The sequence below is a fragment of the Silicimonas lutimaris genome (assembly GCF_047314965.1).
Taxonomy (GTDB): domain Bacteria; phylum Pseudomonadota; class Alphaproteobacteria; order Rhodobacterales; family Rhodobacteraceae; genus JAVJUV01.
In genome coordinates, this window is sequence record NZ_JBLBVK010000042.1 from 76697 (window position 1) to 97477 (window position 20781).

Annotated in this window: 23 protein-coding genes; 13 read left to right on the plus strand and 10 right to left on the minus strand. The window is 63.6% G+C overall.

Translation table 11 applies throughout. The annotated features are described in order from the left end of the window. Window positions 1-3 precede the first annotated feature (3 nt). Window positions 4-765: an imidazole glycerol phosphate synthase subunit HisF gene (gene hisF / locus ACKLNI_RS07240; RefSeq protein ID WP_413718388.1), complete on the plus strand. Its 762-nt coding sequence runs from the start codon at window positions 4-6 to the stop codon at window positions 763-765. After that, window positions 762-1082, plus strand: a complete 321-nt coding sequence (locus tag ACKLNI_RS07245; protein WP_413718389.1) for a phosphoribosyl-ATP diphosphatase — start codon at window positions 762-764, stop codon at window positions 1080-1082. Before hisF ends, ACKLNI_RS07245 begins: the two co-directional genes overlap by 4 nt. On the opposite strand, the gene ACKLNI_RS07250 is transcribed toward ACKLNI_RS07245, so the two are convergent. From ACKLNI_RS07250 to ACKLNI_RS07260, 3 genes are all read right to left on the minus strand, one after another. After that, on the minus strand, window positions 1079-1573 hold the full coding sequence (locus ACKLNI_RS07250) for a chemotaxis protein CheD (RefSeq protein WP_413718390.1): 495 nt from the start codon (window positions 1571-1573) through the stop codon (window positions 1079-1081). The genes ACKLNI_RS07245 and ACKLNI_RS07250 overlap by 4 nt on opposite strands. 8 nt (window positions 1574-1581) lie before the next feature. After that, window positions 1582-2643, minus strand: a complete 1062-nt coding sequence (gene cheB, locus ACKLNI_RS07255; protein WP_413718391.1) for a chemotaxis-specific protein-glutamate methyltransferase CheB — start codon at window positions 2641-2643, stop codon at window positions 1582-1584. 151 nt (window positions 2644-2794) lie between these two features. Continuing rightward, window positions 2795-3433, minus strand: a complete 639-nt coding sequence (locus ACKLNI_RS07260) for a Hint domain-containing protein (RefSeq protein ID WP_413718392.1) — start codon at window positions 3431-3433, stop codon at window positions 2795-2797. A gap of 564 nt (window positions 3434-3997) precedes the next feature. On the opposite strand from ACKLNI_RS07260, the gene ACKLNI_RS07265 reads away from it, so the two are divergent. The 4 genes from ACKLNI_RS07265 to ACKLNI_RS07280 are packed head-to-tail and all read left to right on the plus strand — an operon-like array spanning window position 3998 to window position 8182. Beyond that, window positions 3998-4615 carry a paraquat-inducible protein A gene (locus ACKLNI_RS07265; RefSeq protein WP_413718410.1) on the plus strand — a complete coding sequence of 206 codons (618 nt, stop codon included), beginning with the start codon at window positions 3998-4000 and terminating at the stop codon, window positions 4613-4615. Continuing rightward, the gene (locus tag ACKLNI_RS07270) at window positions 4585-5250 is read left to right on the plus strand and encodes a paraquat-inducible protein A (protein WP_413718411.1); all 666 of its coding nucleotides are present in this window, start codon (window positions 4585-4587) and stop codon (window positions 5248-5250) included. Before ACKLNI_RS07265 ends, ACKLNI_RS07270 begins: the two co-directional genes overlap by 31 nt. Then, a complete protein-coding gene (locus ACKLNI_RS07275) occupies window positions 5243-7627 on the plus strand; it encodes an MlaD family protein (RefSeq protein ID WP_413718393.1) in 2385 nt (794 codons plus the stop codon). The genes ACKLNI_RS07270 and ACKLNI_RS07275 overlap by 8 nt, the downstream gene beginning before the upstream one ends. A gap of 3 nt (window positions 7628-7630) precedes the next feature. Beyond that, complete coding sequence (locus tag ACKLNI_RS07280) at window positions 7631-8182, plus strand: PqiC family protein (RefSeq protein ID WP_413718394.1); 552 nt, start codon at window positions 7631-7633, stop codon at window positions 8180-8182. A gap of 345 nt (window positions 8183-8527) precedes the next feature. On the opposite strand, the gene ACKLNI_RS07285 is transcribed toward ACKLNI_RS07280, so the two are convergent. The 4 genes from ACKLNI_RS07285 to ACKLNI_RS07300 are packed head-to-tail and all read right to left on the minus strand — an operon-like array spanning window position 8528 to window position 11779. After that, window positions 8528-9223, minus strand: coding sequence for an ABC transporter ATP-binding protein (locus ACKLNI_RS07285; protein WP_413718395.1), 696 nt, complete (start codon window positions 9221-9223; stop codon window positions 8528-8530). Further along, the gene (locus tag ACKLNI_RS07290) at window positions 9223-9933 is read right to left on the minus strand and encodes an ABC transporter ATP-binding protein (RefSeq protein ID WP_413718396.1); all 711 of its coding nucleotides are present in this window, start codon (window positions 9931-9933) and stop codon (window positions 9223-9225) included. The genes ACKLNI_RS07285 and ACKLNI_RS07290 overlap by 1 nt, the downstream gene beginning before the upstream one ends. Next, window positions 9930-10862 (minus strand): branched-chain amino acid ABC transporter permease, encoded by a 933-nt coding sequence (locus ACKLNI_RS07295; RefSeq protein WP_413718397.1) that lies wholly within the window; start codon window positions 10860-10862, stop codon window positions 9930-9932. Before ACKLNI_RS07295 ends, ACKLNI_RS07290 begins: the two co-directional genes overlap by 4 nt. Continuing rightward, window positions 10859-11779, minus strand: coding sequence for a branched-chain amino acid ABC transporter permease (locus ACKLNI_RS07300; protein WP_413718398.1), 921 nt, complete (start codon window positions 11777-11779; stop codon window positions 10859-10861). Before ACKLNI_RS07300 ends, ACKLNI_RS07295 begins: the two co-directional genes overlap by 4 nt. A 187-nt stretch (window positions 11780-11966) precedes the next feature. On the opposite strand from ACKLNI_RS07300, the gene ACKLNI_RS07305 reads away from it, so the two are divergent. Further along, window positions 11967-13001 carry a zinc-binding dehydrogenase gene (locus ACKLNI_RS07305; protein ID WP_413718399.1) on the plus strand — a complete coding sequence of 345 codons (1035 nt, stop codon included), beginning with the start codon at window positions 11967-11969 and terminating at the stop codon, window positions 12999-13001. 30 nt (window positions 13002-13031) lie between these two features. On the opposite strand, the gene ACKLNI_RS07310 is transcribed toward ACKLNI_RS07305, so the two are convergent. Continuing rightward, the gene (locus tag ACKLNI_RS07310; RefSeq protein ID WP_413718400.1) at window positions 13032-13874 is read right to left on the minus strand and encodes a nitroreductase family protein; all 843 of its coding nucleotides are present in this window, start codon (window positions 13872-13874) and stop codon (window positions 13032-13034) included. Window positions 13875-14004: 130 nt separating this feature from the next. On the opposite strand from ACKLNI_RS07310, the gene ACKLNI_RS07315 reads away from it, so the two are divergent. Genes ACKLNI_RS07315 through ACKLNI_RS07340 form a run of 6 tightly spaced genes read left to right on the plus strand, consistent with a single transcriptional unit; the run spans window position 14005 to window position 18780 of the window. Then, the gene (locus ACKLNI_RS07315; RefSeq protein WP_413718401.1) at window positions 14005-14718 is read left to right on the plus strand and encodes a succinate dehydrogenase/fumarate reductase iron-sulfur subunit; all 714 of its coding nucleotides are present in this window, start codon (window positions 14005-14007) and stop codon (window positions 14716-14718) included. Beyond that, a complete protein-coding gene (locus ACKLNI_RS07320) occupies window positions 14718-15050 on the plus strand; it encodes a succinate dehydrogenase (RefSeq protein ID WP_413718402.1) in 333 nt (110 codons plus the stop codon). Before ACKLNI_RS07315 ends, ACKLNI_RS07320 begins: the two co-directional genes overlap by 1 nt. Next, complete coding sequence (sdhC, locus tag ACKLNI_RS07325) at window positions 15047-15400, plus strand: succinate dehydrogenase, cytochrome b556 subunit (protein WP_413718403.1); 354 nt, start codon at window positions 15047-15049, stop codon at window positions 15398-15400. Before ACKLNI_RS07320 ends, sdhC begins: the two co-directional genes overlap by 4 nt. 1 nt (window position 15401) lies before the next feature. Then, entirely contained in the window at window positions 15402-17162 is a 1761-nt protein-coding gene (locus ACKLNI_RS07330; protein WP_413718404.1) for an L-aspartate oxidase, read from the plus strand. After that, a complete protein-coding gene (locus ACKLNI_RS07335; protein WP_413718405.1) occupies window positions 17159-18115 on the plus strand; it encodes a fumarate hydratase in 957 nt (318 codons plus the stop codon). The genes ACKLNI_RS07330 and ACKLNI_RS07335 overlap by 4 nt, the downstream gene beginning before the upstream one ends. After that, window positions 18112-18780, plus strand: coding sequence for a fumarate hydratase C-terminal domain-containing protein (locus ACKLNI_RS07340; protein WP_413718406.1), 669 nt, complete (start codon window positions 18112-18114; stop codon window positions 18778-18780). Before ACKLNI_RS07335 ends, ACKLNI_RS07340 begins: the two co-directional genes overlap by 4 nt. A 25-nt stretch (window positions 18781-18805) precedes the next feature. Here the strand turns inward: ACKLNI_RS07340 and ACKLNI_RS07345 are convergent, their stop codons facing one another. Together ACKLNI_RS07345 and ACKLNI_RS07350 are read right to left on the minus strand one after the other, a co-directional pair. Further along, entirely contained in the window at window positions 18806-19549 is a 744-nt protein-coding gene (locus ACKLNI_RS07345; RefSeq protein ID WP_413718407.1) for a sulfite exporter TauE/SafE family protein, read from the minus strand. A gap of 2 nt (window positions 19550-19551) precedes the next feature. Beyond that, on the minus strand, window positions 19552-20448 hold the full coding sequence (locus tag ACKLNI_RS07350; protein WP_413718408.1) for a LysR substrate-binding domain-containing protein: 897 nt from the start codon (window positions 20446-20448) through the stop codon (window positions 19552-19554). Between the last annotated feature and the right edge of the window lie 333 nt (window positions 20449-20781).

Here is a 20781-nt window from a genome sequence, read left to right on the forward strand (position 1 = left end):
GAGATGTTGAAGACACGCGTCATTCCCTGCCTCGACGTCGCCGATGGCCGCGTGGTCAAGGGTGTGAATTTCGTTGACCTCGTCGATGCCGGTGATCCGGTGGAAGCGGCCATCGCCTATGATGCGGCCGGAGCGGACGAACTGTGCTTCCTCGACATCCACGCGACCCACGAGAACCGGGGCACGATGTATGACCTCGCGCAGAGGACGGCGGAACATTGTTTCATGCCGTTGACTGTGGGCGGCGGTGTAAGAACCGTGGACGATGTGCGCAAACTGCTTCTTTCCGGGGCCGACAAGGTGAGCTTCAACTCGGCGGCGGTGGCCGATACGGACGTCGTCGCCCGAGCCGCCGACCGGTTCGGGTCCCAGTGCATTGTGGTCGCAATCGACGCCAAGACGGTCGAGCCCGGCCGATGGCAGATATTCACCCACGGCGGGCGGCGCCCGACCGGGATCGACGCGGTCGAATTCGCGCGGACGGTTGAGGCCAAGGGTGCGGGCGAGATCCTCCTGACCTCTATGGACAGGGATGGCACGAAGGCCGGCTTCAATCTTCCCCTGACCCGGACCATCTCCGAAGCCGTCGGAATTCCCGTCATCGCCTCGGGAGGTGTCGGCACTCTTGATCATCTGGTCGAAGGGGTGACCGAGGGCAAGGCCAGTGCCGTGCTGGCCGCTTCGATCTTCCATTTCGGCGAATTCACCATCGGCGAGGCCAAGGCCCACATGGCCGCCGCCGGCATCCCCGTGAGGCTGACATGAGCGATGTTCTGACCCGCCTTTCCGAAACCATCGCCGACCGTAAGGGCGCTGACCCGGAAACCTCGTGGACGGCCCGCTTGCTGGCAAAGGGCCCCGAGAAGGCGGCCGAAAAGTTCGGAGAAGAAGCCATCGAGGCTGTGATCGAGGCCGTGCGGGGCGACAGGGACAGGCTGACGGCGGAAGCTGCCGACGTCTTGTATCATCTCTTGGTCATGCTGGCGTCGCGGGATGTGACGCTGAACGACGTCCTGGAAGAATTGCAACGGCGCGAGGGCACTTCGGGCGTCGATGAAAAGGCGTCCCGCACAAGCGGTTAGAACAGTTCGACATCGTTCTGGTCGAAACGGATAGGTTCGGTCAGGGCCGGAGCTTCCTCGACGAACTTCTGCTTTGCTGCACCGCTCGCTGGCCAGAACCTGAGCTTTCGGGCCAGTGTACCGCCGACACTTTCACCGTCGCATGGGATGTTCTCGGCCATGAGATAGTTGCGACCGAAATTCGCGTTGCGTGCGCCGATGTCGGTCAGGCCCGAAAGCATCGAACTGCCTCCAAACAGCTTGGCCCGCAGCCGCGACCTTTCGGCCCCCAGCTTGACCAGCCGGTTGATCAGCCGTTCCATCGCGATGGCCCCGGCGGTGTCGAGACCGGGGCCGGCCTGACGCATTTCCGGCAGCAGAAGATGGTTCATGCCGCCGACCCGTTTTACGGGGTCCCAGAGGCAAACGGAGATGCAGGAGCCGAGGATTGTGGAGATGACCATGTCCTCGTTCGAGCCCACGGCGTCTTCGCCCTGGGCGATGTAAATCATCCCCGAAGTCATGAATATGCCCTTTGCGTCCTGGAAGTGCGGGCAAGAATTCGCGATGCGATTTCCGGCAGGCTTGCGACCTCGGCGGCAGCGTCCAGTTCCCGCGCTGCGCGCGGCATCCCGTCGACGACCGAGGTTTCGGCATCCTGAACGATCGTATGCGCGCCGGCCAATCGCATTCGTGCCATGGCATCCGCGCCGTCGCGCCCCATACCCGTGAGCATGACACCGATCACATTCGCACCATGGCGAACTGCCGACGAAAACAGAAGGTCGATCGACGGAACATACTTATGCGTGCCATCGTCCGTGATTTTCTTCAGGCGGAGCGGGTCACGGTTCGAGAGCAGGATGTGTTCGTCCCCGCCCCGCGCCACGCAGACCGTGCCACGCCCAAGCCGCATTCCATCGCGGGCCGGCACGACACTTGGAGCCGTGTGACGATCCAGCCTGTTGGTGAAACTTTCGAGGAAGGCAGCCGGCATATGCTGCGCGATCACCGTGGGCGGGCCGTCGGGGGGATACCCGGACAAGACCGTCAGCAGTGCATCGACGCCACCGGTCGATGCACCGATAACGACGACCTTGCCATTCCAGTCGAATGTCTGGTCCGGCCGCTCTGCGCTCCCGCACGCGCTGCCCTGAGGTTTTCGCGGATGGCTTGCCGCAGCCATCAACAGGGTGTCAATCAATTGCCGGCACTCCGCCCCGCCCTTGCGCAGCAAAGCGATATCAACGCAATCGACGGCGCCAAGGGAAAGTGCACGGATCGCGGCATGGCTGTTTTCGGTTGTTCGAGATGAGACCATGACGACCGGCATGGGCCGCAGACGCATGATACGTTCGAGAAATGCGAGACCGTCCATCCTTGGCATCTCGACATCCAGCGTAATAACGTCCGGGTTCAAGGCGCGAATCAACTCCCGCGCCTCATATGGATCCCCAGCCTCGCCGACCACTTCGATCTCGGGCGCGCGCGAAACCACTGCACGGATCATGGCACGCATCGTCCGCGTATCGTCCACGATCAGCACCCTGACCTTTCTGTTCGCTGCGATCGTCCCCGGCATTGCGCGTCCTGAATCTTTTTTTGTCGGGAGGCCTCCCTTTGAATGCCTCCACGCGGGTTTGCCACGAGATCGCTGAAAAAAGCGTTTACGCGAAAAAACGAACGCCGGGCCCTTTCGGACCCGACGAGGAATGACACGAACCGCGATCGGTTCAGGTTTCGATCGGGAAGTGCAGATATGCGCCTTCGCAGTAAACGTCGGCGGCTTCGCCGACGTGAAACATTGTGTATGTCAGTCCCGTTTCACGGAACCGGCGGACACCAGTGCGCGACAACAGCATCGACGCCTCGCGCGGCTTCGAGAGACCGGAGCGGTCGTCGGCACAGAAGATCTGCCGGGGCGACACCATCATCTCACTCGAAGGCACGTTCGGCCCGAGCGAACCGGGTGCCAGAAGGATCGGGTTCGAATCCGGTTTGAGGTTGAGAATATGCTCTTCGAGCATGATCCTGTTTACCCATTCGATGGCTTTGTACTCTCCGCTTTTCAGGAGAACCTTGTCACCCTTGCGCAGCGCGATGGCATGCACGTCGCCGAACGACGTCCGAACACGAGTCATCGGAGCCAGGCCCGGCAGCGGCCAGAGTTCCAGACCATTGTGCTGATCCCTTGCCTGCTGCTTTTGAGCTATCTGAGACGCCCCCATTCCGTCCTCGGATGCAGGGCGCGAAGTTTCGGTGTCCTTCAACTGCACGCCTTCAACAATGCGCGATACACGCTTTCCGGACCGCACGCGGTTCAGTGCGCGCATCAATCCGAAGCCTGTTTCATTATCGGTAAATCCAACCATACTCGCACCTACCCATTTATCAAATTTTACAAACCGCCCGAGCGGGAAATTTACAATGGGACGCACCAACCACCACACTGGCGGCACGTCCCGGTTACACTCACGCCTCCGGCCGGAACCGGCTTCACTCACACACAATCGACCTAAAGAGTGGATCGACCAATCGCTCACAGGTCATTTGTCTCACGACCGGTAGGCAGGAATTTGGCGAGACTTTTAGCAATGCGGCCCGAATAGGGAACTGGCCGGACTTCGGCTCCCGAAAGTGCCTCGCGAGAATTTCCAAAACCGAAACGAAAACTCGCAAAGGATGGCACGCTCACCGGATTTCCATGGAAAATTTGTCTTCCTGTTTCGATTTCGGAAACTTTCGCACAGGCGATTTTGTTGGATATGAGGCGGACTTCACAGTTTCGTCGCGTTCCCGAGGGGATCTGGAACAGACTGTTTCCGAAAACACTTTGGATAATCAGGAAAACGATGGCGAAAGGTGATGCAGACCGTGCAGAACCGGACCACCCAAACCGTGATTGTGGCTGGCAGGGATCCGGCTATTCTGGAGCCATGTCAGCCGAGGCCGCAAATCTGGACGATCTTATCGCCTGCCCGCATTGCGACGCCCTCTATCATGCGCGCCAGCCTCGGCCCGGCGAGCGCGCCGTCTGCCATCGCTGCCATACGGTCATGATCGCTCCGCGCCGGGGTGCCGGGTTGAAGATAATCGCGTTGGCTCTGGCCTCGGTAGTTCTGGTTATCGGCGCCTTGACCTTTCCCTTCATCGGCATTCGGCGGCTTGGCCTGTCAAGCGACGCGACCGTGCTGGACGCGGCGCTGGCTTTCTCCGGACCCCTGCTGATTCTGTCGCTGGCAGTCTTTGCCCTGATCATCTTCCTGCCTCTCACGCGGTTGCTGCTGACGCTCTATGTCCTGACGCCCGTGGTGTTTGACCAGGCGCCGTGGCCGGGTGCCAAGCGCGCGTTTCGGTGGTCCGAAACCCTGCGTCCGTGGTCGATGGCCGAGATCTTCGTGATCGGATGCGCTGTTGCACTGATCAAGCTGTCCGATCTCGCTCGCGTGGAGATTGGCCCCGCATTCTGGATGTTCGTTATTCTCGTGGTCCTGATCGTTGTTCAGGACACTTTCATGTGCCGATGGTCTGTATGGAAATCTCTGGACAGTTAGACGGGAACGTCACCGCAAGGGACAAGGGCCTGGTCGGATGCCGGCGTTGCGCGCGGGTCTGGCCGATTGCGCAGTTGCACTGTGGACGGTGCGGTGGAAGGCTCCAAAGCCGCGATGAGCGGTCGCTTCAGAAGGTCTGGGCCTGGTGGCTGGCCGGTGCGATGGCCTACATCCCGGCCAATATCTACCCCATGCTCGAGACGCGGACGTTGTTCATGCGGTCGGACGACACGATTATCGCGGGGGCGATCAAACTGGCCGAACACGGGTCCCTTGGCGTTGCGCTAATCATCCTGATCGCGTCCGTCGGCATTCCGCTGGCCAAGTTCTTTGCCATTGCCTATCTCGCCCTGTCCGTCAGGCAGGGCGCATCGATGTCCAAGGGCGGCCGGCAGGGCGTGTACGAGATAGTCGAATACATCGGGCGCTGGTCAATGATCGATGTCTTCGTCGTGGCGATACTTGCCTCGCTGGTGCAACTGAACGTCGTGGCCTCGATCGTTCCCGGTCCCGCGAGCCTTGCCTTCGCCTTATCCGTGATCTTCACGATGCTTTCGGCCCAAAGCTTTGATTCCCGCTTGATATGGGACAGTGATACAATCACTAAGCCCGGACCGGGGGGCGAAATTGACTGACAGTATTCCAGACATCGAGATCGAACCGACCAAGCGCAGTTTTCTTGAGCGCGCCTCCATCGTGTGGCTGGTTCCGGTTGCGGCGCTTCTGATAGCGATCGGTGTCGCGCTCAACACGTGGCGCGACCGGGGACCGGTCATCGAGATCGCCTTTTCGGACGCAGGCGGCATCATCGCGAACGAGACACAGTTGAAATTCCGCAACGTGTCGGTCGGGGTGGTCGAACGAATCCGATTCTCCGATGATCTGGAAAAGGTTCTGGTATCGGTGCGGATCGACAAGTCGGTCGCGCCCTTCGTGGACGACGATGCCGAATTCTGGATCGTGCGTCCGGAAGTCACGGCGTCGGGCGTCTCCGGTCTTGAGACAGTGCTTTCCGGGGTTCACATCGAAGGCGCCTGGGACGGAGTTGCGGAGACTCAGCAGTATAGCTACGCCGGTCTGGACGAAGCTCCTTTGGTTACGGCGGGGCGGGCCGGGTTGACGTTCGAACTGCGCTCTTCGTCGGATAGCACCATGACCGAGAACACCCCCATCCTTTACAAGGGCATAGAGGTTGGCCGGATCGGCAAGGCGCGGATTAGCCAGGATGGCCGCTGGGTGTTCGCCGACGCGATCGTCTATGCCCCCCACGATGGTCTTGTCACCACCGCCACGCGCTTCTGGAACACCTCGGGGTTCAGTTTCTCTTTGGGTCCCAATGGCGCGCGGCTGGATTTTTCATCGGTCTCGTCGCTGATTGCGGGCGGCATCAGCTTCGACACGCTGGTCTCGGGCGGCCAGACCGTCGCTCGTGGTTCGGTATTCGAGGTTTATTCCGACGAAGCCGCGGCCAGAACCAGTATCTTCGAGGACAGCGATGGCGCGGAGATCACGCTGTCGATGATCTTCGAGGAGAACATCAGCGGTCTTGCGGCGGGGGCGCCGGTGGAGTGGCGCGGTGTGACCGTTGGCGAGGTTCTGAACGTGACAGGTCTGGTGGACCGGGAGCGTTTCGGCGACGCCCGCGTCCGGCTTCTGGCCACGGCAGAGTTGCGCCCGGTGCGTTTCGGCATGACCGGAGATCCGACGGAGGAAGACGTTCTTGACTTTCTTGCCCAACAGGTGACCGACGGCCTGCGCGCGCGCATGGTCTCGGCCTCGATCCTGACGGGCGGCCTGAAGATCGAGCTGCTGACGGTCGAGAACGCGAGCCCTGCCACCCTCCAGAGAGACGTGGATCCCTTTCCCGTTCTGCCTGTAACGGACAGCGAAATCGCCGATGTTTCCGCGACCGCCGAAGGCGTGTTCCAACGGATAAATGCCCTGCCCATCGAGGACCTGCTGGAAAGCGCCATCGCGTTTCTGGACAACGCCAATGCCTTCGTCTCGAGCGAGGATTTCCGCGAAACGCCCGGCGACCTGCGCGGCCTGCTGGCGGATGCACGCGGGCTTGTCGGATCGGAGGATGTGCAGGCGCTGCCTGGCGAACTTAATGCCGCCATGTCAGATATTCGAAGCGCAACCAGTGACTTGCGCGACATTCTAAATGCCCTTACCGAGGCGGATGCGGCGGCGCGTCTTGTTGCCTCGATCGAGCAGATCTCGGCCACGGCTAAAGCGGCGGAAGAGGCTCTGGCCGGGGTCCCGGATCTGACAGCGAAGATCGACGCGCTTGTGACAAAGGCCACGGCGTTGCCGCTGGAGGATCTGAGCACGGAAATCACGGGGCTGGCGGCTGATGCCCGACGTCTGATCGGAAGCGAAGCTGCGCAGGCGATGCCGCAAGGGGTTACCGACGCGCTTGCCTCGCTCACCACCATCCTGGACGACCTGACCGAAGCCCGGACGCCAGAACAGTTGTCGGCGGCGCTGACATCCGCCGACGCCGCGGCACAGGCCATCGAGACGGCGGTCAGGGATGTTCCCCAAGTCGTGGAGCGGATCGACCGGATCGCAGCCGGAGCTGAGGCCGTGAAACTGGACGAACTGGCGACGGAGTTGGGCGCTGTTCTGGCCGAGGCGCGGACCTTGTTCGGTGAGGCTGGCGAGGCGAACCTGCCTGCGGCCCTGGCCGACGCGTTCCGCGAGGTCGAGAGGGCCATGGCGGAGCTGCGTGAGGGCGGTCTGGTGGACAGTGCGAACCAGACGCTGGCCTCGACCCGCGACGCGGCGGCATCGGTGGCCGAGGCGGCGGACCAACTTCCGGCGCTGGTTGAACGGATTGACCGAGCCCTTCAGCAGGTGCAGGGCACGCTTGCGGCATATGACGGCAACTCGACCTTCAGCCGCGAGATGGAAGCCGCGCTGCGCGACATCCAGCGGGCCGCGAAGTCGGTGGACAGCCTGTCAAGGACGCTGGAGCGGCGGCCGAACTCGATTATCCTGGGGCGTTAGATCATGAAGAGACTGGCCATTTTCGCAGCAATCGTTCTGGCAGGATGCGGGGCCGAGGACAGGTTTATCGCGGCGCCGCAGGTGCAGGCGACGGAGAAGGTTCCAAGCCGCTATTCCAGCATCGAAGTTCGTGAAGTTTCGCTGCCAACCCACGCATCCAGCGAAGAAATCTACGTTGAGGCAGAAGGCGGCGGGCTGACGGCTTCGGACCTTCTCTGGGCCGACGATCCGACGCGGGCCGTGACCCTGGCGCTAAGCCGGAACCTGGCGGAAATCACCGGGGCAAGAGTTGCGCCGGAACCCTGGCCATTCGACAGCTACCCCGCAGCCCGGGTCGACGTGCGTGTCGAGCGGTTCCTGTCGCAGGCCGATGGAACGCTGGTCCTGGCGGGACAGTATTTCGTGGCCGACATGGATGGCCGGGGCCGTGACAGGGCGCGCCTCTTCAGCCTTTCCGTGCCACTTGCACCGGGCATGTCGCCCGCGGAAGCCGCGGGCGCGCGGGCGGGGCTGGTGCGAGACCTAGCGCTGCGCATTGCCAGAGACGGGCTTTGAGAAACGCTCCCTAACGGTACGTTCGCCCCTCGGCGTTCCGTGCGGCTCCCAGAGACGTCAACGAGCTTTTCGGTCAGGCTTTCATCGGCTCAGGTGGCGTCGGCAAAGCGTATGCATTGCGTCGGGAAAAACGTATGGCACGGGAACCGCGCGGTCAGTTGAGTGTGCCGGGAGTCACTGCGCACGGTAAGGGAGGTTAACAGGCCGTTAACCTGTGCTTGAGAATACTTGAAGATAGAGGCGCAAATTTCTGTGCTGAAACAGTTTTGCTACCTCTTACTAATGCCGGGCTGAAGCCCGGCCTACGAGGTGGAATGGGCGCATGCCTCTCCGGGACCAGGAGCCTCAGACGCCGACGTAGCGCATCACCAGTTCGTGGTCTTCGCGCAGATGTTGAGCGGGCAGCGTGGCGCCCATCCTGCCGTTCTCGATGAAGGCCACGCGGTCGGCCAGTTCGAGCACGGCGTCAAGCCGCTGTTCGACCAGAAGGATCGCCACGCCTTCCTGCCGCATCTTCTGGACGACCTGGCGGATCGCTTCGATCATCGAGGGTTGAAGCCCTTCGGTCGGTTCGTCCAGCAGCAGAACCTTGGGCCGAATGGCGAGCGCACGGGCGGTCGCGAGCATCTGCTGTTCGCCGCCCGAGAGCGTCTCGGCGCGTTGTGATAGCCGTTCGCGCAGGCGCGGGAAGAGATCGAGCAGCCAGTCGCGCGTCCGGGCACCCTGCCCGCCAGCCATCAGGCCAATCTCGATATTCTCGGCGACGGTCATCTCGGTGAAGAGCCGCCTGCCCTGCGGCACATAGCCGATGCCGTGGCTTGCGATCTCGTGCGCCTTGAGCCCGCTCAGGTCATGGCCGTCGAGCCGGATCGAACCGCCGGAGCGTTTCACAAGCCCCATGATGGCCCGGAGTGTCGTCGTCTTGCCCGCGCCATTCCGGCCGAACAGGCAGACGATTTCGCCCTTTTTCACGATCAGCGAGACCTCGCGCAGCACCAGCGCTTCGCCGTATCCTGCCGATATGCCATCAAGCGCCAGCATCAGGACGTCCCCAGGTAGGCGGCCTGGACGGCCGGGTTTTCGTGGATCTCTTTCGGCGTGCCTTCGGCGAGGATCTCGCCGAAGTTCAGCACGGTGATCCGGTCGGCCAACTCCATCACGACGCGCATGTTGTGCTCTATCAGGAGAACGGTCGCGTCCTCGGCCACTTCGCGGACGAGAGTCTTGAAGGTTTCGATCTCAGCGTCGGAGAGGCCCTGCGTCGGTTCGTCCATGATCAGGAGTTCGGGGTCCTGCACCAGCCCCATCGCGACTTCCAGAAGCCGCTGGTGGCCATAGGCGAGATCTCCGGCAATCTGGTCGGCGCGGTCGGCCAGACCGACGCGGGAAAGCGCGTCGCGGGCGCGCCGCTCCACCTCGGCGGCGTCGGGCCATTTGCGGCGCGCGGCCAGCGCGACGTTCTCGATCACCGGCAAGCGCGCGAAGACCGAGGTGATCTGGAAAGTGTAGGCCATTCCCTGCGAAATCCGGGCGTGGGCCGGAAGCTTGGTGATATCGCGGTCCCGAAAGGTGACTGTGCCCGACGTCGGCTCGATCCGGCCGCAAAGAAGGCTGACAAGGGTGGTCTTCCCTGCCCCATTCGGGCCGATCAGGGCGCGGATCTTTCCCGGCTCGAGCGTCAGGTTCACGTTCTTGACAGCGTCGAGACCGCCGAAGCTTTTCGAGAGGTGCTGGGTGGCGAGCAGGCTCATGGCAGGTCTCTCAGGATGCGGCGGCGGATTTCTCCGGCGATGCCCTGCGGCGCGAAAAGCGTCAGGAGCACAAGAGCCACGCCCGCGACAGCCATGTAGGCGGTCGTCAGGCCGGACGAGAAGTCGATCAGGTAGAACATGAAGAGCGTGCCGATGAACGGTCCCACCACGGTACCCGCTCCGCCGAGCAGCACCCAGAGCAGCGGGAAGATCGAGTATTGCACGGAGGCGAAGCTGGCGCCGACATAGCCGAAGAGAAGGCCGTAAGCGGCGCCGGAGGCCGCCGAGAAGGTGCCCGAAAGAACGACGGCGGTCCATTTGAGGCGGAAGGTGTCATAGCCGAGCATCTGGGCGCGCGCCTCGTTCTCGCGGATCGCCACCAGCGTCTTGCCGAGGGGCCGGCGCACGATGGCGAGCGTGATGAGCGTGGCCGCCGCGAAGATCGCGAAGGCCACCCAGAAACGCAGGTCGGGGTTCGAGAGGCTTTGGCCGAACAGCAGGCGTTCGTCGGGTTGCAGGACGAAGCCCTCGTCGCCGCGGGTGTACTCGCCGAAATAGAGGATCGTCAGGTAGACGGCCTGGGCGAACATCAGCGTGACGATCATGAAGGCGACGCCCTTGGCACGAAGCGCCAGCGCGCCGAGGATGCCCGCCAGCACAGCGCCCGCTGCCAGGCCGGCGATGAAGGCGGGGATGGTTCCGAAATCGAGGAACCGGATGCCGAGACCGGTGGCATAAAGCCCTGCCGCGAAGAACATGGCATGGCCAAGCGACAGAAGCCCGGTATAGCCGAAGAGGATGTTGTAGCCGGTCGCATAGACCGCCAGCACCATGATCCGGCTGAGATTGCCCTGGTGGTAGTCGCCGACCATGAGGCCCGCGACCGCGACCAGCGCAAGAAGCGCGATATGTGCGACCCAGCTCTTCAATGCGCCTTTGTCCCGAAGAGACCCTGCGGGCGGAAGACGAGGACGAGCGCTACAAGGACAGTGGCGAGGATCTTGGCCAGTGTCGGCGAGAAGAACACCGAAATGATGCCGTCCGACATGCCAATCAGGAGCGCCGCAAGAACCGCGCCCGGCAGCGAGCCGAGGCCTCCGATGATGACAACGATGAAGGAGAGCAAGAGGGGGTCGCCTCCCATCAGGTAGTGAGCCTGGGAGATGGGGACGATGAGGACGGCGGCGAGCGCCGCCAGTCCGGCGCCGATGCCGAAGACTATGGCGTAGACCTTTTCAACGGGGATACCGAAGGCGGTGGCCATGTCGCGGTCGAGTTGCGTGGCGCGCATCAGGAGGCCGATCTTGGTGCGGCTCATCAGCGCCCAGACGCCGAGCAGCACGGCGATGGCGGCGGCGATGACGAAGAGCTTGTAGGAGGTGACCGAAAGGCCCCAGGGGTAGAACCATTCACCGGCGGCACTGTCGTACCACGGGATCGCGATGCGCTGGTTGAAGGGCGGCTCTACCGCGCGCGCCTCGGGGCCGTAGGTCATCAGCGTGACCTGCTGGATGATGTAGAGAAGGCCGATGGTGGCGACGATGGTGCGCTCGGGGTCGTAGTCGATGCGTTTGAGCACGGTCATGTCCGCAAGCGCGGCGATACCGCCGACGATCAGCGGCGCGAAGATCAGCGCGGCGAGGAAACCGATGGCGGGGTGGCCGCCGAGGCTGGTGGCGATGAACCATGCGAAGACCGCGCCAAGCATGAAAAACTCGCCATGGGCGACGTTCACCACCCGCATGACCCCGAACACGAGACCGAGGCCCACGGCGGTGAGCGCAAGGACGGCTGCGCCGACGGCGCCCTCGATCAGGGCGAGGAGAAGATGGGGGCCAAAGTCCATGGGCCGGACTTGAGCAGTTTGGATGCGAGGTGGCAAGTACCACATTCCCGGTTCGCACCTCCGGCGGGCGATCCGACATCGGGAAACGGGGCGATGTTCTTTACTTCGGCGGGGGAATGTATGATCCACGGGGTCAAACGAGAACACATCATGCATGCGGCATGAATGACAGGGAGGGAAAGTAGCGATGCGGGCTGCCGTCGTCAGAAACTTCAATGAAGACCTTTCGATCGAGACCGTTCCGGACCCGGCCTGCCCGGACAATGGCGTCGTGCTCGAGGTCGCGGCCTGCGGTGTCTGCCGGTCGGATCACCACGGCTGGACCGGCAAGCACCCGCGTGTCCAGAACGGGTCGATCATGGGCCACGAGTATTGCGGAACCGTCGTCGAGGCCGGGCCCTCCGCGAAATACAAGGTCGGCGACAGGCTGATCGCTCCGTTCATCCTTGGCTGCGGGTCCTGCCCGGCCTGCTACACCGGGGTGTCGAACACCTGCCAGAACCAGATCGTGCCGGGATTCGGCCCGCCGGGCGCCTATGCCCAGTACGTGGCCGTGCCGTTCGACCACAACCTCGTCTACCTGCCCGACTCGATGTCTCCGGCGCTTGCGGCCGGGCTGGGATGCCGGGTGACGACTGCCTGGCATGCGCTGACCGACCGCGCCAATGTCCGGGCCGGCGAGTGGGTCGCCATTCACGGCACGGGCGGGATCGGGCTGTCGGGGCTGCTTCTGGCGAAGATGCTTGGCGCCCAGGTTGTGGTCGTCGATGTCGTCGAGGAAAAACTGAATCATGCGAAAGAGCACGGGGCCGATGCGACCGTGAACGCCAGCACCACCGACGCCGCCGAAGCCATTCGCGAGATCACCGGCGGCGGCGCGCAGGTGTCGATCGAGGCGCTTGGGATCGAAGCGACCACCAATGCGTCGGTCGAATGCCTGGCGACGCTTGGCCGGCATGTTCACGTCGGGATGCCCTCGGGCGACGGGCGGATGCAGGTCAACATGCGTGCGGTCTACATGAAACAGCTTTCGCTGTTCGGCACCCGCGGGATGCCGTCGTGGAAATACCCGTCGCTTCTGGGAATGATCGAGCGCGGCGAGGTCGACCTGAGCCCGATGGTCGCGCGCCTGGTGTCTCTGTCGGACGCAAGCGCGGAATTGCGCGCGATGAACGGCCCCACCCCTCCCGGTACGGCGGTGATCACCGACTTCACGCGGTAAGCCGATCGAGGGCGGCGCCGACGCGCCGCCTCAGTCCAGCGAGAACCCCTTTGCGCGGACGAAATCGCCGAAATCCGCCCGTTCCGGCACGCTGTATTGCCGGACCTTGTCGTCGGACCATGCGTAATCCGGGCTTTCGCCGAAGGTCTTCGGAAAGCGCTGGCTTCCATAAGGCTGCGTCGCGGCACGATCGCGGTCGTAGGACCGGACCGCGGCTTCGAGGTTGTCTTCGCTGTAGCGGTCGGTGTGGCATGTCACCGACAGAGGCAATCGCTTCGCGATCACCGGGTCATTGGCGGGATAGCCGATGGCCAGCCCCGCAAACGGGAACACATGCTCAGGAAGTCCGAGCAAATCCGAGACCGCACGCGCCTCGTTGCGGATGGCGCTGACAGGGCAGCATCCCAGACCAAGCGCTTCGGCCGCAGCAACGAAGGCGCCGAGCGCGATGGCCGCATCGGTGGCGGCGTTGAAGAAGGCGTCGAGGTGATCGTTCGCGAAAGGCACTCCGTGCCATGCGTGCAGCAGTCTTTGCCTGCGGTTGTTACCGCAGAAGACCGCCAGCATCGGCGCTTCCGCCACCCAGGCCTGCCCCGGCACGAGCGCGGCGAGACGCCTGCGCATGTCGGCCGACCGGAGGAGCACGATGTCGCGTTGCTGAAGGTCGCTCTTGGTCGGCGCGGCCAGAGCCGCTGCAGAGATCAGGTCCAGCAATTCGGTTGGGACCGGTTTGTCGAGGAACCTGCGGCAGGAGCCGCGCGCGAGCATCGTCTCAAGCCGGTCGTCGGTCGCCAGCGCCTCCGGCAGGCGGGGCGCGTCGCTGTAGCGAGCATCGAGAAGCTGTTGCAGACCAGACCGTTCGTCTTGTGTCATCGTGACGATTTCCCGAGATTTTCTGTTAGTTTTTCTAACGCGATGATTAAGAACATTTCGCGTTTATTAAGTTTTCCTATCAGGTAAAGTCTGCCATGAACCGTGGTGCCTTTGGAAGACATTCGAAGAAATGACGCCGGATTCCCTGAAAGTGACCATCGAGCGCGCGCCCGGCGCACAGAGCGTATTCGATGTGCCCGCCTATGAAAACCAGACGGTCCTGGACGTGGTCTCATGGGTTCAGCAGAACGCCGATCCCACGCTGAGCTACCGGTTCGCCTGCCGCGTCGGCATGTGCGGCAGCTGCGCGATGATGGTCAATGGCGTGCCGCGCTGGACGTGCAGGACCCACATCTCGAAGGTCCTGTCGGGCAACGCCGTCACCATCGGTCCGTTGCGCAACCTGCCCGTGATCAAGGATCTGGCGGTCGACATGGACCCGTTCTTCGAGAAATGGGTCGCGGCGGAGGGTGTGCACCACGGCAGCCTGACGCGGGACGATCCGATCATGCCCGTCGACGAGACAAGCCCGGAGCGCGTCGAGGCCAATGCGGCCATCGAGTGCATCAACTGCGCGGTCTGCTATGCGGCCTGCGACACGGTCGCGGGGAACCCGGACTATCTAGGCCCGGCGGCGCTGCAGCGGGCGTGGACCCTGCTGAACGACGTCAAGGATGATGGCGGCGGGGCCATTCTGGACGCCGTCTCGGGCGGCGGCGGGTGCCACAACTGCCACTCGATGGGGTCGTGCACCGCCTATTGCCCGAACGAGCTGGACCCGATGTCGGCGATCGCGGGTCTGAAGCGCGAGACCGCGAAATCCTTCTTCCGGGGGAGGCGCTGATGCTGAACCTGCGTCTCTACATGCTGCAGCGGCTGTCCGCGCTTCTGATGGCGCCCCTGGTGCTGGGCCATCTTGCGGTGATGATCTATGCGATCCGGGGCGGGCTGAGCGCGGCGGAGATCCTTGGCCGGACCCAGGGATCGGTCGCGTGGTTCGCGTTTTACGGCATCTTCGTCGCCGCGGTCTCGGTTCACGGGGCAATCGGGCTTCGCGTGGTGCTTCACGAGTGGGCGGGTCTCAGGGGAGCCTGGCTCGAGGCGGCGATGTGGGTCACCGGCACCGCACTTTTCATACTGGGAGCACGCGCCGTCTGGGCCGTGACCTTCGCATGACCACGGCGCGCGCCATCACGTCGCGGGCGCATCCGCTCTGGCTGGCCTTCGTGCTGCACCGGGTGTCGGGCGTTGCGCTCGCCCTGTTTCTGCCGGTGCATTTCTGGGTCCTGGCAATGGCGATGACCGATCCGGCGAAGCTGGACGGGTTCCTGCAGATGACCGGCTCGGGGGTTGTGAAACTTGCGGAGTTCGGCCTCGTGTTCCTGCTGGCGGTGCACATGTTCGGCGGCCTGCGCCTGATGGCGATGGAGTGGCTGCCGTGGACGCCGCCGCAAAAGACGCTTGCGGCGGGCGCGACGGCGGTGTCGTTCCTTGTGGCCGGGCTCTTTCTTCTGGAGGCGGTGTGACATGACCCCGGGCGACATAGAGCGGCACGACACGGATATCCTGATCCTCGGCTCCGGCGGCGCTGGTCTGTTCGCGGCGCTTCACGCCCGGCAGAGCGCCCCCGAAGGCACGAGGATCACCATTGCCGTCAAGGGACTGATCGGCAAGTGCGGCTGCACGCGCATGGTTCAGGGCGGCTACAACGTGGCGCTTGGCGGCGGCGATACGGTCGAGCGGCATTTCATGGACACGATCAACGGCGGCAAGTGGCTGCCGAACCAGGACATGGCGTGGCGGCTGTGCGAGCAGGCTGTGGTGCGTATCCGCGAACTGGAGAACGAGATCGGCTGCTTCTTCGACCGCAACCCGGACGGATCGCTGAACCAGAAGGCCTTTGCCGGACAGACTGCGGACCGCACCGTTCACAAGGGCGACCTGACCGGCATCGAGATCATCAACCGCCTGATGGAAAAGGTGCTGGCGAGCGGCGTGGAGAAGCTGCAGGAGCATCGCGCGGTGGGCCTCATTCCGACGCGTGACGGCTCGGCCCTTGCCGGTGTGCTGATGATCGACATGCGGAGCGGACGCTTCCGCCTCGTGCGCGCCAAGACCGTGCTGATGGCCACCGGCGGCGGGCCGACAATGTACAAGTATCACACGCCCTCGGGCGACAAGACCATGGACGGCCTGGCGATGGCGCTGCGGGTCGGCCTGAGCCTGCGCGACATGGAGATGGTCCAGTTCCACCCGACCGGGCTTCTGGCGGGCGATCACACGCGCATGACCGGCACGGTCCTGGAGGAAGGGTTGCGCGGCGCGGGAGGACAACTGATCAACCACGCGGGCCAGCGGTTCATGTTCGACTATGACGCGAAGGGCGAACGCGCGACCCGCGACGTGGTCAGCCGCGGCATCTATGCCGAGATGCGCAAGAACAACAATCCCGAGCAGGAGGGCGTTTTCATCTCGATGTCGCATCTCGGGCCCGAGAATGTGCGCCAGAAGTTCAAGGGCATGGTCAAGCGCTGTGCCGACTGCGGCTTCGACCTGGCCGCGGGCAAGGTCGAGGTCGTGCCGACGGCGCATTACTTCATGGGCGGCGTCGTGGTTGACGTGGACACGCGCACCGCGATGGAAGGGCTTTACGTTGCGGGCGAGGACGCCGGCGGCGCGCATGGCGCAAACCGTCTGGGTGGCAATGGCGTGGCGAATTCGACCGTCTACGGCGGGATTGCGGGCGACACGATGGGCGCTGACATCCGCCGGATGCCGGCCCTGCGCGATCCCGATGAGACGGTCCTTGCCGCCGAACTGGAGCGTGCGATCCATCCGCTCGGCCGCAAACCCGACCTTGTCCAGCCACTGCGCAAGCGGCTTCAGGACCTGATGTGGGACGATGTGGGCGTGATGCGGACCGAGGCGGGCATGAAGCGCGGCCTGGCCGGGATCGCGGACGTGTCGGAGGCGCTGATGGACGTGGGCGTCGCGAGCGACACTCTCGCCTTCAACCTGACCTGGCACGACTGGCTGAACCTGCGCTCGCTCTGCGATATCTCGGAGGTGATCGCAAAGGCCGGTATCGCCCGGGAAAACTCTCGCGGAGCGCATTACCGCGAGGATTACCCGGATGCCGGCGCGATGGAGGACAGCGATTTCACCGTCGCCCGACTTAAGGACGGCGCCGTCGCGGTGGCGCGCGAGCCGGTTCAGTTCACCATCGTGCGCCCTGGCGAGACTATCCTGCCCGATGGCGAACCCGAAACACTGGTGGCAGCACAATGATCCCGATAAATCTGATACAGAAAACGGCCGAGACCCTGATGGACAAGGCCGCGATCGAAATCCCTCAGGACTATCTCGACGGTCTCAAGGCCGCGGCCCGCACCGAGGACGGCGATCTGTCCTCGTTCGTGCTGAAGGCGATGCTGGAGAACTACGAGGCGGCGAAGGAAGACCGACGGGCCATGTGCGGCGACACCGGCGTGCCGCGGTGGTTCGTCAAGATGGGCAACGACGCCCGCGTCGAGGGCGGCATGGTGGCGCTGGAAGCCGCGCTGCGGCGGGCCACCGCCAATGCGACCGAAGCGGTGCCGCTGAGACCGAACCGGGTGCATCCGCTCTGGCGGACCGACCATAACAACAACGTCGGCATCGGCGCGCCGGAGATCGAGTACGGGTTCGAGCCCGAGGGCGCGTGGATCGACTTGATCACCGTCCACAAGGGCGGGCTTTTCGGCACGGATTACCGGATGCTGTTCCCGTCGGACGGGATACAGGGGATCAAGAGGTTCTACCTCGACAGCCTGATGGCCTTCGGAAAGCGCGGCCTTGCCTGCCAGCCGGCGATCATCGGAATCGGTCTGGGCGGATCGAAGGACATCTGCATGACACTGGGCAAGCGGGCCTCGACCCTGCGGGTCGTCGGCAGCCGGAATTCGGACCCGCGCATCGCGGCGATGGAGGATGAGTTCAAGGAACTGGGGAACTCCATCGGGATGGGCGCGATGGGCTTTGTCGGCAAGAACATGGTGATCGACTGCAATATCGAGGTCGGCTACTGCCACACGGGCGGCATGCCGATGTCGGTTCATGCCTTCTGCCTGTCCTCGCGCCGCGCGGTGGCCCGGATCTTCCCCGACGGGCGCGTCGAGCACCGGACCGATCCCGACTGGTTCACCGACTACCAGCGCCGCGACACCATCGACTGGGAACCTGTGCGGGAGGCGGCGGAATGAGCGGGCCACGCGAAGTCCGGCTGTCGACGACGCCGACACCCGAAGCGATCGCCGATCTGAGGCTGGGCGACATCGTCTACCTCGACGGCCTGATGTACACCGCGCGCGAGGGTGTCTACATGCGCGCGCTTGAAGACAGGGCCAACATCCCGATGGCCCTGCCCTCGGAATCGGCCGCGAATTTCCATTGCTCGCCCGCCGCGCGGATCAACGCGGACGGCTCGTTCGACATGGGTGCGGTCACCGCCACCGCGTCGTTCCGCTTCGCCAAGTGGCTGCCCGAGTGGATGGCGAAGACCGGCGCGAAACTGATCATCGGCAAGGGCGGCATGACTTCAAAGGACTACAAGGAGTACTTCGTTCCGAACGGCGCGGTCTACCTGTCCACGGTGGGTTATGGCACCGGGGCCCTGCTGGGGCGCGGCGTCGAGAAGGTGGAGGCTGTCCACTGGCACGAGGAGCTGGGCCTTGCACAGGCGATGTGGGTGATCCGTTGCAACCGCATGGGTCCGTTCATCGTGGCCTCGGACCTGAACGGCGACTGCCTGTTCGAGCGCGAGAACGCCAAGATCGCCGAGAATGTCGCGCGGCTTTACGAGGGTACGAAGCCGGCGGTTCTGAAGCGGTACGGCGAGACCGACGACCGCACGGACGAGGTGATCTGACGCAGCGCTAGCCGGTGCGCCGGTCTCAGGCGATTTCGCTCACGAGAATCCCGAGCCCCATGAACAGGGTCAGCAGGATCAGGAGCCGCCGGAAGCCGGTGTCGCTGAGGCGGTGAAAGACCATGATCCCGATCTGCGCAGCGATCAAACCCGTCGGGATCGTGACCAGAAGCGCGTTCACCGCCGTCTGGTCGTAAGCGCCCCTGAAGAACAGGAGGCTGACTGTCGTTCCGAGAATGGCGACGTTGAAGGGCTGGAGGATCGCGCGGGTCTCCGCCTTGGTCCAGGGCCGGACAGAGAGCCACATCGAGACGAGAGCGCCCGAAACCGACGCCGCCCCTCCGAGGATGCCGCCCGTCAGCCCGACGGCGCCGTCGATCCAGGGCGTCCTGCGCGAAAAGGATGGAAGCGAGGACCGGAACCCGAAATACGCGCCGTAGGCGATCAGCATCGCCGCGATCGCCAGCCTCAGCGTGCCCGCGTCGATGATGCTGAGCAGCGAAAGTCCGACGGGCACGCCGGCCAGACCGGGGAGCAGAAAGCGCAGCAGCCTGCGCGGCTCGGCCGATATTTCCCGACGCACGATCCAGAGCCCCTGCAGACCCGCGAGTACAGACATCAGGGCGACGATGGCGACGGCCCGGACGGGATCGAGCACCACGAGGTAGAAGCCAAGCGCGAAAAGCGCCGTGCCGGTACCCGACAGGCCATTGATGAACCCGCCCGCTGCGGCGCCAAGAAGCAGGAACAGAACAGTCTCGGTGGTCATGGTCAGAGCGGCGCCTTACCCGGGCGGTCACGGTCGAGAACACTGACCAGCGCCTCGTGAAGCGCCTCGATGGCCTGCATCTTGACCTGACCTTCGAGGTAGACGAGCCCGAGCACCCGCCTTGGCGCATCCGGGCCGAGGTCGACGCGCTTGACCGGAACGCTGTCCTGCGGCTTGACCGCGAGGTCGGGCACGATCGAGACGCCGAGATTTGCCTGAACCATGCTTGCAATGGCCTCGGGGCTGTCCAGTTCCATCGTTTCGGTCACGCGGATGCGCTTGGAGAGAATCCAGTTGTCGATCAGCGTGCCAACGACGGCATTCCGGTTGAAGCGGATGAAGGGACGGTCCCTGAGAAGCGTGATAGGATCATCCTCCTGCTCCTCGATGGCCGCGATCAGCTGCATCGGCTCTTCCGTGAGTTCCCGGAAGACGACGCCCATCGGCATCAGATGTGGTCTTGTGACAATGGCGGCATCGATGGCACCCCGCTCGACCTCGGCCAGAAGCGCGCCGGTCAGCCCGGGGCGGATGCGCATCCCGATCTGGGGATAGCGGGATTTCAGCACGGCCATCGCCTGGGGTGTCAGGCCCGTCAGCGTGGTACGCAGCGCGCCAAGGGTCACCTGCCCGCTCAGGCCGCCGTCAGCGAGAACCGATGGCACGAGGTTATCGTAATCCGCGATGAGCTTGCGCGCCTTGGCGACGACCTGATGGCCAAGCGGCGTCAATTCGGGGGTTCTGGTTGTCCGGTTGAACAGCGCGATGCCAAGATCCGCCTCAAGCGTCTGCATCTGCTGGCTGACGGCGGCGTGGGTGACATGCACGACGTCGGCCGCTGCACTGAAGGTCCTGGTGTCGGCGACCGCGACAAGCGTCCGCAGCAATCTGATCGTCATGGCACCGCCCGCCTTTTATCAAGCTGATCTTTCAGAAGATGTAAGACAAATTAGCTACTATTAAGCTTAGCTTACTTCTAAATTGAAGGAAAGCATCGGAACCGCGTGAAACCGGACGAAGACAGGATGTGAAGCCAAAAGGAACGATGCGCGGGCTTGACCGCTCAGATGCGCATCATCCGCATCGCTCGTAACACAACGTCTCAATAATTGCAGAAACGGGAGGAAGCAATGGGAGTGAACGATCGTATCGGGGGGGTCTCGCGGAGGGATTTCTTCAGGATAGCTGGGACTTACGGGATGAGTTCGACGCTTCTGGCGGCGGGGACGTTT